Below are 12,902 nucleotides of genomic sequence, written 5' to 3' on the forward strand. Positions count from 1 at the left end.
ATTATTATGGTAGAAAAAAATAGAGAACATAATATTTCCGAAGCTGAGTGGGAAGTTATGAGAATAGTGTGGACTTTAGGAGAAATTCACACTGGAGAAGTGATTCAGCAGCTTCAAGCAAAAAAGAATTGGTCTGAATCTACAATCAAAACTTTAATGGGACGTTTGGTCAAAAAGGGTTTGTTAAAAACTCGTAAAGATGGTCGCCGTTTTGTTTATTCTGCTACTGTTACTCAAATCGAAATGATGATTGGGGTCACAAAAGAAATGATGAGTCATATGTGTGATATGCATAAAGGTCAGGTAATGATAGCTATTCTTAAAGATATGCCTCTTGCTCAGGGTGACATTGCTAAAATAGAAAAAGAACTTGCTTTTAAAAAAGAGAGTGCTCCCGAAATGGTTAATTGTAACTGTTTAGCTTCGGGTCAACATGACTGTTAGATTAAATAGTTAATATTATTGTGGGAGGTCAATTTAATGAAAAAATTTGCTAGTATTTTATTCCGCCTGATTTTTACTGCGACAGTTTGTATTTCTGGCTTTTTGCTACTGGAATCTCCAATAACTGTTAATGTGCAAAATGTTCGTGGCATGGCACAAACTGTAATTAAAAAAAGCGTAAATGATACTGGTGACTCAAGACTAAAAGGTACTCTAAAATTGGCTAAGGATTTTGGTGTTGAAGACAAAATTTTAGAACAGTTACCCAAAAAATATCATAATGATATGTCTTATGTTAGTCTATATAATCTCGGTGTTATTTATCAAGAAAATGGAGAAGTATCTGCTAAGAATTTGTCTTTCCCAGAAAATAATGAAGTACAGAAAGCTGTAAGCAATCTGCTGCTAAATAAAATTAACAATGGTTTAGATGAAAACAAGGATAAAGTTAACCAAACTATTAGTATTTTTCATTATTGTCTTTTTGCAACAATATTAGTTTTTATTCTAGCTGCTTTGTTGATGTTATTTGGTAAATATTGGGCTTCAATTATTTTATTAGTTGCGTCCATAGGATCATTTGGAGCACTACAGTTTTTAGCAAATCAATTAGTTCAATGGCTTGAAAGTAATGTTGCAAATGGAATTTCATTAACTACCTCCCCGATTCTATGGGGCGGTTTGGCTTTGGGCATAATTGCTGCAATTATTTGGCCTTTAATTTTAAAATTAACTAAAAAGCAGCGGTAAATAATTTAACTAAAGTATTAGCAGTATTAGCCGAATATTGATCGGTTAATACTTTTTTGCATTTTAAATCCACTACTTATATTTAGAAATTTTATGCTAAAATTGACTATGACAGTTTGAATATAGGAATAAAGGACAATTTATGTATTACTTTTTAGATAATAGATTAGATGCGAATAGTTCAGGAATAGAGCACGCAGAAGTCAAAAGATTAATGCTCTTTAAACGTAATCACGTTGAGGCAAAAATAGTGACATCGGAATATAACCGGTTTGCTCACCGAAATTTACCTTTGTATGACATGACCGATGATGATTATGTTAATAAGTTCGACTTTTTTGCCGGTACAGTAAAGTTTGCTAGTCGTATTGTAACTATAAAAGATTTGCCGATTCCGAGTGACAATAATGTAAAAAAAATTGACAATGGTTATGAAGTCTATGAGGGTCAACGTAAAACAATGACTATTATTATGTTGCCTAATGGTAGCATCGATACAATTAAATATTTTAATGCTGATGTCCACTGTATTAAACAAGAATTTTACGATACACGTGGATTTAAGAGTATGACCCAAATTTATGATACAGTTGATGGTCATTTAATTTATGAGTTGTTCTTTCGTCCAAATAATACCATTTACTATGAAATCTCATATGAAAGAAAACCAAATGTCTATCCAGCTACTAACATTCAAATGACCGACACTAATGGCAATGTCCACTCACTAATGAATAATGGTCAAGCCTTTACCATTATGCTTGATGAATTGAACGAACAAGATGGGGATGAAAGATCAACATTTATTTCGGACCGTAGCAATATTACTAATGTACCAATGATTAATATGAAAACGCCTGCCAGAAAAATTGAGCATTTTCATAGTATTCATTTTAGAGATTATTGGGATCCTACTTCACCTCTTACTTACAACTCAATTTCTAATAATGAGCTACTTAGTAAAACCGATTTAGTAATTACTCCTACAAAACAACAAGCAGATGATATGCGTAAAAGGTTGAGGACACAAGTACCAATCGTTGCTATTCCTGTTGGAATAGTGTCAGATAAGCAGCTGCATGTTGAGCATATACCAATGAGTGAGCGCACTAAAGGTAAAATAATAGTAGTAGCTAGACTATTTTATGAAAAGCGTATTGATGACACCATCGAAGCTTTTAATCAGGCTTATCAAAATAATGATTCGCTGACCTTAGATATCTATGGTTATGGTAATGGTGCTGATAATTTCAAGGAAGAAAAAAAGCTAAAAGAATTAGTGCAGGATCTTGACTTGGAGGATGTAGTCCATTTTATGGGTTATGTGAAGGATATGAATTATATTTATGATGATGCGCAGCTATCTGTTGCTACATCGAGGTATGAAGGCTTCAATCTTTCTTTACTTGAAGCCCAATCTCATGGCGTCCCGGTGATTTCATATAATATTAATTACGGAGTAGCGGATTTGGTTTCTGACGATGAAAGTGGCTTCATTGTACCTGACGGACATATTGATGATTTGGCTGCCAAAATTACTGAATTTTTTGCTAGTCCTAAATTACGCAGGAAATTCAATGATGGGGCATATGAAAATGCTAAGCGTTTTTCAAGCGAAAATGTTTGGCGTTATTGGCAAAAATATGTAATTGATACTGATAAATGAATATTTGATTATAAGAAAAACATCTGAGTCTCAGGTGTTTTTCTTTGCTCTATTTTATTGCATTTCAAAAAAATGTGAGTTACTATGGTTAATTAGTTAGCTTGCTAACTAAATTTTAGGAGGAATTTGAATGCAAAGAAAATTAGATGCAAAATTAATTTGTTCAATTTTCGCAGCCGGATTAATGTCTTTTTCAGGTGTGCTAATTGAAACAGCGGGAAACGTTACTTTTCCTGTTTTAATGAATGATTTTCATGTTAATATGGCTACCGTACAGTGGATGACAACTGGTTATTTGTTAGTTGCTTCTATTATTATGCCATTATCTGCATATTTAAAAAGAAATTTTAGTTCAAGAAAACTTTTTGTGACAGCCGCTACCTTATTTATTTGTGGTTTAGTCATTGATGCAGTAGCAAATCAATTTATTTTTCTGGTACTTGGTCGTGTCATCCAAGGAGCAGGTGCAGGAATAGCTATTCCATTAATGTTTAATATTATTTTGGAACGGACACCATTAGATAAAATTGGATTGCTTATGGGAATAGGAACAATGATTACAGCGGTCGCTCCAGCTTTAGGTCCAACTTTTGGTGGATTAGTCGTCAACACTTTAGGTTGGCGCTACATATTTATTTTTATCATTCCTGTGATGATTATTTCTCTGCTAATGGGTATAGCTTCAATTAATGATGAATCCAAAAAAATTTCACATACTCAACTCGATACAGCAGGATTTTTGAGTATTGCTTTAACATTCATAGGTTTTATTTTTGCTTTTAGCAATTTGTCTACTATATTACAAAAACCATTGATGTTCATTTTGCCTCTGGCAGTTGGTGTTATTTGTTTAATTATTTTTATCAAGCATTCATTAAATACCGCTACTCCGTTAATTAATATTAGAGTTTTTAAAAACACAAAATTTACTCAAGGCATAACAGCTTATTTTATTTTTCAAGTTAATACTTTAGGATTGTCGTTTATCTTGCCTAATTATGTTCAAATTGTTAATCATTCTACAGCAATGACTGCAGGTCTTCTGCTTTTAACCGGTGGACTTGTTGGAGCGGTGCTCTCACCAATTAGTGGCAGATTGCTCGACAATTACGGTCCTAGAAAGCCAATTATGACTGGTGCTTTTTTTGAAATAATAGGCGGCATTCTTTATTGTTTATTTGCTTCGTCACTATCATCTGGCAAAATTATTCTGTTCTATGCTATTACTATGATGGGTATAGGCCTGGTAATGGGGGACACAATGACTGCTTCCATTGGTCAACTAGATGAAAAAGAAAATACAGATGGAAATGGGCTGTTCAATATGGCACAGCAATTTGCTGGAGCTGTCGGCACGGCAATTATTTCAGCTATTATGCAATTTGTAGAACAGATGAGTAGTCAAAGCTCTACTACTGGAAAATACATTGAGGCTGCTCAGGTAGGTTTTATTTTTATTCTTATTATTGTTCTTGTTGGTGTATACTTACTTTATCAAGCTACAAAATCGGTAAAAACAAAGGAATAGAGTAAGATTAATGAACAGATTAGGATTAGCCTTACAGCGTGTACAAAATACATTTAATCGTAATGCTGATTACTACGCCAGGAAAATTGGCTTAACTGGAACACAGATGTTGATCATTGAATATTTGGCTTCATTTGCCCAAAACAAGTCAATTTATCAGAAGGATATTGAGCATGAATTTAACATTAGGAAGTCTACTGCTACTAATGTATTACGCTTAATGGAAGAAAAAGACTTGATTACCAAAAAAGTTGATCAACATGATACACGATTAAAGGCAATAATCCTAACTGAGAAAGCTGTCAAGCTTGGACCAAAAATAACTAATTATTTTATCAATTCTGAGAATAGTTATGCCGAAATTTTAGGAACTGATACAAAAAAAGAATTGGTAAAAAATCTACAGAAGCTGAACGAAGCCATATCTGAAAAATAGATCAAAAAAATAGTTATTGCTTTCATGCAATAACTATTTTTTAATTTAAATTTTTATCTTTCGTAATTAGGTGCTTTTTTTGTAATTTGGACATCATGTGGATGGGATTCTCTTAAACCAGCATTGGTAATCTTCACAAATTGAGCATTTTCACGTAGTTCATCAATAGTGGCAGCGCCCACATAACCCATGCCTGAACGCAGACCTCCAATAATTTGGAAAATAATATCAGAAACATCACCTTTATATTCCACTCGTGCTTCTACACCTTCAGGTACCAATTTATTAGCTTCATTGACACCACCTTGGAAATATCTGTCAGAGGATCCATGGGCTTGAGCCATTGCTCCGACAGATCCCATACCACGATAGGTTTTATATTTTTGACCATTGCTTTCAAACACTTCACCGGGTGCTTCAGTTGTACCTGACAACATACTTCCAAGCATGACCGCATTTCCGCCCGCAGCCAGTGCCTTAACTATATCTCCTGAGTACTTCATTCCACCATCTGCAATTATTGGTTTGTGGTATTCTCTGGCAGCAGTAGCAGCATCATAAATTGCAGTAATTTGCGGAACTCCGACACCAGCAACGACGCGGGTAGTACAAATGGAGCCAGGACCAATACCCACTTTGACAATATCAACTCCTGAATCAAAAAGAGCTCTAGCAGCATCTCCAGTAGCAATGTTGCCCGCTATTAACGTAACATGAGGAAAATGATCCCTAATTTCTTTGATTTTACGCAAAACTCCAGCTGAATGACCGTGAGCAGTATCAATGACAATTGCATCAGCACCCTTTTCGATAAGTGCTTCAGCACGTTCAAATGTATCACTTGTGACTCCAATAGCAGCAGCAACGAGCAGGTGATTGTTGTCATCGACAGCTGCTTTGGTAATGTTAGATGGAACAACAACATTTTTGACGTTTGCAACTTCGCCAGCTTGGGCAGTGATGGACATGTTTTTATGAATAACGCCTAAACCACCTTGCAAAGCAATGGCTATTGCCATTGCGCCTTCAGTTACGGTGTCCATTCCAGCACTAATAATAGGAATATTAAGTTTCAGGTTAGGCGCTAATTGAGTATGAAGATCCACTTCATTTGGCAATACATGGCTTTCCGCTGGAATCAATAACACATCGTCAAACGTTAAGCCCTCTTTAACAAATTTTGTTGTCCAATTTGACATTTAATGCACTCTCCTTTTCAAAAATATTAAAGTTAAATTGATTACACTTTACTAGTGATTTTAACCTTGGTCAAGATAAAATTATAGATCGTATTGTTAAAATTATAATATTGCTACCAAAGTATTTCAATGCAAAAATCGAACAAAAGCACAATATAAATAGTCATTGTAAGTATTAAATAAAAATGTTATGATTTTAAATATTGATTTTTACCTATATAAAAGCTTTGATGATAAAGAAGGTAATTATAATTCGGTTAAAATGTTCGTATTTATAGTGATTTTGTTAAGGAGAAAAAGATGATCCAAAAATTATCTCGTAAGTTTGTTGACGGATTGCCTAAGGCTGAACTGCATGTTCATATAGAGGGAACACTAGAAGCCGAAATGGAATTTGCCATCGCTAAGAGAAACCAGATTGATATCGGTGCTAAGACTCCAGCGGATATTGACAGGAATTATGGAGTAGGATTGCCGGAATTTCTAAAGGCATACTATAAAGGGATGCAGGTCTTGCGGACTAAACAAGATTTCTATGATTTAACTGCAGCTTTTTTGCGCAAAGAAGCTGACAGCAATGTTAAGCACCTTGAATTGTTTTTTGATCCTCAAGCTCATACTAGTCGGGGCATCCCTTTTGCTACAGTAATTGAGGGCATTCATGAAGCGATTGTTGATGCAGCATCATTAGACATTGATGTACAGTTAATAATGTGCTTTTTAAGAGAGTATTCACAAGAATCAGCAATGCAAACTTTAAAAGAAGCTGAGCCATATCATAAAAAAGGCTGGATATTAGGTGTTGGTCTTGATTCAGATGAACATCATAACCCACCGTTGAAGTTTATGCTGGTTTTTGCTAAGGCCCGAGCTCAAGGTTACTATTTAACAATGCATTGTGATCTACACCAAGTTGATTCAATTGATCATATCAAACAAGCTTTAGAAATTATTACGGTAGATCGTTTGGATCATGGCTTAAATATAGTTGAAAATGAGGATTTAATGGAATTTTTAATAGACCAAAAAATTGGTATTACAGCATGTCCCATGGCTTATTTTTACACCCGCAAAGTTATGGAACAAGAGGCCATAAATAAGCTTTTTAATAGCGGTGCACTGATTAGTTTTAATTCCGATGATCCGGCTTATAAGGGTAGTAATTATATTAATGATGTTTACTATAAATTTGCCCAAAAGTGCGATTGGAGTGAAAAAGAACTGATTCGAATAGCACAAAATTCATTTAAAACCTCTTGGATCAGTCAACAGGAAAAAGAACACTATCTTGCCCAAATAGAAGAATACATCTCAAGTAAAAGGTGATATTTTCTAAATAGTAAATATATTTTGTGCCAAAAATTAAATTATATTTAAAAAATGCTAAAAATGTGGTAGAATTTATCTAATTGTTGCTGATTTAAAAACTATGAGTAATAAGGTTAAACCAATGACAGTTTCTAAATGTATGATGATAGGTGTTCAAAACTTAAAGCAATTTTGTAAAAAGGATTGTCCTTTTAAAAATTGCTTTTTTGTGCTGGCTAGATAACTAATGAGGTCAAAAATGAACGAAAATGCGATTGAAGTTCATAATCTTTCTAAGGATTATTTTATTAGCAGCAGGGGTGAAAACTGGCGTGCAGTTGTTAAAAATATTTTTAAGCCTGAAAAGACGGCAGTGCAAGCAGTAAAATCGCTCAATTTTACTATCAAGAACGGTGAAAAAGTTGGCTTTATTGGCAAAAATGGGGCAGGTAAGACCACGACCATTAAGATGCTGACTGGAACCTTGTTTCCAACAGCTGGAACTTGCAAAGTAAATGGCTATGATCCTACAAAAAGGATAAATGATTTCAAAAAGTCAATCTCAGTCGTTATGGGAAATAGATCGCAACTTTTTCCTGATTTAACCCCTAGAGATTATTTAAAATTATTGCAGTCAATGTACGATATACCGGAAGAAATTTTTCAAAAAACGGTCAATGATCTGGCTCAAATATTAAATGTAACTTCAAAATTAGATGTACAAACCCGCAAATTATCACTGGGAGAACGAATGAAAGTAGAATTTCTGGCCGGCGTAGCAACTAGACCAAAAATACTCTTTTTAGATGAACCGACTATTGGCTTAGACGTTTTGGCAAAAAGGGATATACGCAAGTTTTTGTTAAGGCTGAATCAGGAAGAAAAATTGACTGTCTTTCTTACCTCTCATGATATGGAAGATATTGCAACTATCTGTGATCACCTGATCATTGTAAATAGCGGTCAGATAATGTGGGATGGACCAAAAACAGATTTATTAGAGAGGTTTAATCAGAATAAATATATTACTTTTATTAAATCGGAGAACTTCAACGAAAGTAAATTGGGCGCCAAGATTATTGATCAGGATGATTTGACCGTGACAATTAAAGTTCCTGTAGAAAAGGTAGATGACCAGATCGCTCAGTTGGCACGGGATAATCAAGGCTCCGACTATCAAATAAATGACCTGAAGCTTGAAGATATTATCTTAGAGCTATTTGCTGAGGAGAAAGAAAAATGATAAAAACCTATTTTTCAGTAAGCAAGATCTCATTGAAGTCTATATTAGCCAATAAGAGCAGCGTCATAATTTTGCTTCTGCAAGCACTGGTACCAAGTTTAGTGATGTTTTATTTGTGGTCATTAATATTGAATCATGGTCAAACTATTGGTGGTTTTAGCAAAAATCAAATGGTAATTTATTATATTGGGGTTAATTTTATTAATTCTTTTGTATGGTATGCAGTTGACTGGGAATTGAATGATGATATCCATTCAGGAGAATTGTCTAATATCATCCATAGACCAATTACAATTGAAAAATATTATTTTGCTAAAATGCTGGGCGATAGACTGGCAAATTTAATTTTGCTTGCTCCGATTTTAATTATTGGATTTGTCTATATAGTTGCGCGTAATTTAATTCATATTTCTTTACTCGTGCTTCTTGAATTTGCATTTAGTTTAATTATGGCAGCCATATTATGGTTTCTTTTTTCTTATATTATTGGTAGTGTAGCGTACTGGTTTGACAATCTTTTCTTTGTTTTACTGGTAAAAGAAGTTGTAGTCAATCTGCTGGCAGGCTTTTACTTTCCTTTAGAAATTTTGCCGCCTTTTTTGGTAAAAATAATTAAACTACTGCCATTTCAATATTTCAGCTCTTTTCCAATTGATACGCTTGTTAAAGCATTACCATTAAATATATGGCTTAAAAACACAATCATTGAAATTGTATGGATGATAGTTTTTTATTTAATAGTAAAAATAGTTAATAAAGAAGGGCTTCAGAGATACTCTGATGTAATGGGTTGATTATGAAAAGTAAACTTAAAGTAGTCAAATCGTTAATTAAAATTGCCTTATTGCAAACTATTAGTTTCAGGTTAGACACATTGTTTGGGATAATCTCTTCTATATTGTGGTTAGGCATTCCTATAGCTTTTTTTAAGGTAATTTATTTAAATGTTGATACTATCGGTGGTTGGACCTACAAAGAATGTCTGTTGTTGGTTGGCGTTTATACTATGCTTGACGGCTTCTTAATGGCTTTCTTGGTCAAATCAATGCCTAAAATGGAAAAAGACATTAGAGAAGGAACTTTAGATTCAATTTTATTAAAACCAATTAACGCTAAGGTATATTACTTTTTTAGTGCAATTGAATTTACACAATTAATTAATTCGGTGCTGGGACTATTTGTAATTATTTATGCATGTCAGGGTATAAGTATTAATATAGGCCAGGTGTTGTTATTTTTGCTTTCTTGCGTTTTTGGCTGCATTTTATACTATTCTCTTTGGTATTTATGGACAATTTCGGCATTTTGGTTTCCAACAAATTTTGGCAGAAATGATTTATTTTTAAGTATGATACAAATGAGTCGCTACCCTGCAAGTATTTATCGGGGGCTGGGTAATATTATTTTTAATTTCATCCTGCCTTTTGGACTAATTGCTTGTCCTGCAACAATTATTTTAATAAGGCCACGGCAATGGCAAATAATGTTATTGCAACTTTTGATAGCCTTAGTATTCTTATTTTTAGACCATTGGGTATGGAATTTAGGCTTGAGGAAATATAATGGAGCAGGTAGATAAAAAGAATTATGATTTTTGAATTAAATACTTGCATAGCATTAGAGGTTTTTCTAAAATAATCCTGTTAGTTTTTATTTAGAATATAGGAAATGGGATAGACTTTGAAAGACGAACTTCTTACAATTAGTTTAAATGATACAGTAGTAAAAGCAGCTAAGGCTAATCTGGAAAATTATGGACTTTCTGTGACAAAGTATCTACAGTTAATGCTGTTTTTGGCCGCAGATAATAAGGCCGAACTTAAGCAAATAATGGTGGACAAAAATGATCTGACTCATTGGTTAAAGCGATTAGATGCAGATTAATAAGGTAAAACTTACTGAAAAAAATCAGTAAGTTTTTTTTGAGCATTTATGTTTACATTTGTAGATACATAATTTATACTAAATTTAGTTTACAAATGTAGACATTAATAATAAGCTTCATCGGGGAGGAATTATCATGAATAAAATTATTATCTTAGCTTTGGGTCTTGCACTAATAGCTTTTATTGCATGGTGGTTCTTTGGTAGCCATCAAGTAGAAGAGGAGAAAGCCACTATGAAGTCAAACAACCAGAGTGTTGATATTGAAGTTAAAGGTGGTTATTCACCAGAAAGAGTTGTTCTTAAAAGGGGAGTGCCCGCTACTTTAAACTTTAAGAGAACAGACTCCTCCAATTGTTTAGATCATGTTGTATTTTCAGATTTTGGAATAAATCAGAAATTACCTGAAGGCAAAGTAGAAACGGTTAAAATAGATACTTCAAAACCAGGTGAATATCAATGGGAATGCAGTATGAACATGTTTCATGGTAAGGTAATTGTCAAATAGCTAAGGAAAAACAATGAAAATTACAACACGTTTTTGGACGTCGCTAATATTATCACTGCCAATGCTTCTGGAAATGATTATTCATCCTTTTACTGGATGGATGTTGCCAGGTGGTGAATGGACCATGCTTATTTTTACAACAATAATTATGTTGATTTCAGCAGGTCCATTTATTACTAGTGCGTGGTCTGCCTTTAAAAAGCACCATTCAAATATGGATACCCTCGTTGCTTTAGGAACATCGATAACTTATATCTACAGTATTTATGCGATGTTTACTAAAAGACCTGTTTTCTTTGAAAGTGCTGCTTTTGTTATTACTTTCGTCTTATTAGGGCAGGTTTTAGAAGAAAAAATGCGGTCAACTGCTTCTGACGCTATGGGGAAATTGCTTAATTTAGGTGCAAAAAATGCCTTAGTAAAGCGCGATGATCAATTTGTCAGTATTCCTATCACTGAAGTTGTGAAGGGCGACTACATACAAGTAATGCCTGGGCAAAAAGTACCAGTTGATGGCAAAATTGTTTCTGGCAATTCAAGCATTGATGAATCTATGGTAACTGGCGAAAGTATGCCAGTTAAAAAAGTGACAGGCGATCAGGTAATAGGAGCTACAATCAATCAAACGGGATCATTTGTAATGCAAGCCCAAAAAGTTGGTAATGAAACGATGCTAGCGCAAATTATTGAAATTGTTAAAAAGGCACAGAACAGTCATGCACCGATTCAAAAATTAACTGATAAGGTTGCAAATATTTTTGTTCCCACAGTATTGATTATTGCAACTGTAACATTTTTAGTTTGGTATATTTTTTTAGGTAAAAGCATAGCAACTGCATTAGTTTTTGCCGTTGCGGTTATGGTTATTGCCTGTCCTTGTGCTTTAGGGCTGGCAACACCAACTGCACTAATGGTTGGAACTGGTCGTGGTGCCAAAATGGGAATCCTAATTAAAAATGGAGAAATTTTAGAGGCTGCAAACAGCATTGATACTATAGTTTTTGATAAAACGGGAACGATTACCAAAGGTCAACCACAAGTAACAGATATTGTTGGAGATAAAGAAAATGTCCTACAATATGCTGCCAGTTTAGAGAAATTATCTGAACATCCTCTCGCTCCAGCTATATTAGCTGCGGCGAAAAAGGAAAAGTTGCAGTTAAAAACGGTAGAAAATTTTACTGTAGTTGAGGGATGGGGTGTCACTGGTAAAATTTCTGGTACAAATGTTGCTGTCGGCAGTCCCAAAAAACAAGAAGAAATTAAAATTGCTCCAGAATTAGAAGAGCAAACAGTGGCATTGCAAAATGAGGCAAAAACAGTAGTGTCTGTTGTTCAGGATAATCAAGTGCTGGGTCTAATTGCAATTCAGGATGCTCCTAAAGTGAATGCCAAAAATGCGATAAACGACTTACATCGTTTAGGCTTGAAAACTGTCATGTTAACTGGAGATAATCAACAAGTAGCCCACGCTATTGCAGAACAGGTCGATATCGATCAGGTAATTGCTGAGGTTTTGCCGGTTGATAAAGCAGCAGTTATAAAAAAATTGCAAGAGAAGCACCATGTCGCATTTGTTGGTGATGGGATCAACGATGCGCCAGCTCTAACCCAGGCAGATGTTGGAATTGCCATGGGTTCGGGTACGGATGTTGCCATCGATGCGGGTGGTATCGTGCTTATCAAAAATGACTTGGAAGATGTTGTTCGCGCTTTGAAACTTAGTCGCAAGACTTTTAATAGGATAAAGCTAAATCTGTTTTGGGCTTTCATTTATAATGTACTGGGTATTCCAGTTGCCGCTGGTGTTTTTGCAGGTGTGGGTCTCACACTTAGTCCGGAAATAGCAGGATTAGCAATGGCCTTTAGTTCATTATCGGTTGTAATCAGTTCAGTTTTGTTAGGAAAAACAAAAATATAGATATAAAAATAGCAG

At 34.5% G+C, this 12,902-nt stretch carries 13 protein-coding genes; 12 read left to right on the forward strand and 1 reads right to left on the reverse strand.

All coding sequences use genetic code 11. The annotated features are described in order from the left end of the window. Positions 1-6: 6 nt before the first annotated feature. From LACWKB10_RS01040 to LACWKB10_RS01060, 5 genes are all read left to right on the forward strand, one after another. Positions 7-444, forward strand: a complete 438-nt coding sequence (locus tag LACWKB10_RS01040) for a CopY/TcrY family copper transport repressor (protein WP_034977572.1) — start codon at positions 7-9, stop codon at positions 442-444. Between the two features lie 36 nt (positions 445-480). Beyond that, positions 481-1,194 (forward strand): hypothetical protein, encoded by a 714-nt coding sequence (locus tag LACWKB10_RS01045; RefSeq protein WP_034977575.1) that lies wholly within the window; start codon positions 481-483, stop codon positions 1,192-1,194. A gap of 142 nt (positions 1,195-1,336) precedes the next feature. Continuing rightward, entirely contained in the window at positions 1,337-2,860 is a 1,524-nt protein-coding gene (locus LACWKB10_RS01050; RefSeq protein WP_034977577.1) for a glycosyltransferase, read from the forward strand. 130 nt (positions 2,861-2,990) lie between these two features. After that, on the forward strand, positions 2,991-4,388 hold the full coding sequence (locus LACWKB10_RS01055; protein WP_034977580.1) for a DHA2 family efflux MFS transporter permease subunit: 1,398 nt from the start codon (positions 2,991-2,993) through the stop codon (positions 4,386-4,388). A 10-nt stretch (positions 4,389-4,398) separates the two neighbouring features. Further along, positions 4,399-4,824, forward strand: a complete 426-nt coding sequence (locus tag LACWKB10_RS01060; RefSeq protein WP_034977583.1) for a MarR family winged helix-turn-helix transcriptional regulator — start codon at positions 4,399-4,401, stop codon at positions 4,822-4,824. Positions 4,825-4,877: 53 nt separating this feature from the next. Here LACWKB10_RS01060 and LACWKB10_RS01065 read toward each other — a convergent pair whose 3' ends face one another. Next, positions 4,878-6,023, reverse strand: a complete 1,146-nt coding sequence (locus LACWKB10_RS01065; RefSeq protein ID WP_034977586.1) for an IMP dehydrogenase — start codon at positions 6,021-6,023, stop codon at positions 4,878-4,880. 300 nt (positions 6,024-6,323) lie between these two features. Here LACWKB10_RS01065 and add point away from each other — a divergent pair, with 300 nt between their 5' ends. From add to LACWKB10_RS01100, 7 genes are all read left to right on the forward strand, one after another. Next, positions 6,324-7,349, forward strand: coding sequence for an adenosine deaminase (gene add / locus LACWKB10_RS01070; protein ID WP_034977589.1), 1,026 nt, complete (start codon positions 6,324-6,326; stop codon positions 7,347-7,349). A gap of 241 nt (positions 7,350-7,590) precedes the next feature. After that, positions 7,591-8,574, forward strand: coding sequence for an ATP-binding cassette domain-containing protein (locus tag LACWKB10_RS01075; protein WP_034977592.1), 984 nt, complete (start codon positions 7,591-7,593; stop codon positions 8,572-8,574). Then, on the forward strand, positions 8,571-9,368 hold the full coding sequence (locus LACWKB10_RS01080) for an ABC-2 family transporter protein (protein WP_235191477.1): 798 nt from the start codon (positions 8,571-8,573) through the stop codon (positions 9,366-9,368). Before LACWKB10_RS01075 ends, LACWKB10_RS01080 begins: the two co-directional genes overlap by 4 nt. 2 nt (positions 9,369-9,370) lie before the next feature. Then, positions 9,371-10,153: an ABC transporter permease gene (locus tag LACWKB10_RS01085; RefSeq protein WP_034977595.1), complete on the forward strand. Its 783-nt coding sequence runs from the start codon at positions 9,371-9,373 to the stop codon at positions 10,151-10,153. Positions 10,154-10,254: 101 nt separating this feature from the next. Continuing rightward, positions 10,255-10,458, forward strand: coding sequence for a hypothetical protein (locus tag LACWKB10_RS01090; RefSeq protein ID WP_034977598.1), 204 nt, complete (start codon positions 10,255-10,257; stop codon positions 10,456-10,458). A 136-nt stretch (positions 10,459-10,594) separates the two neighbouring features. Further along, positions 10,595-10,966 (forward strand): cupredoxin domain-containing protein, encoded by a 372-nt coding sequence (locus LACWKB10_RS01095; protein ID WP_081945311.1) that lies wholly within the window; start codon positions 10,595-10,597, stop codon positions 10,964-10,966. Positions 10,967-10,979: 13 nt separating this feature from the next. Continuing rightward, positions 10,980-12,887, forward strand: a complete 1,908-nt coding sequence (locus LACWKB10_RS01100; RefSeq protein ID WP_034977603.1) for a copper-translocating P-type ATPase — start codon at positions 10,980-10,982, stop codon at positions 12,885-12,887. Positions 12,888-12,902 lie beyond the last annotated feature (15 nt).

The sequence above is a fragment of the Lactobacillus sp. wkB10 genome (assembly GCF_000760615.1).
Lineage (GTDB): Bacteria > Bacillota > Bacilli > Lactobacillales > Lactobacillaceae > Lactobacillus > Lactobacillus huangpiensis.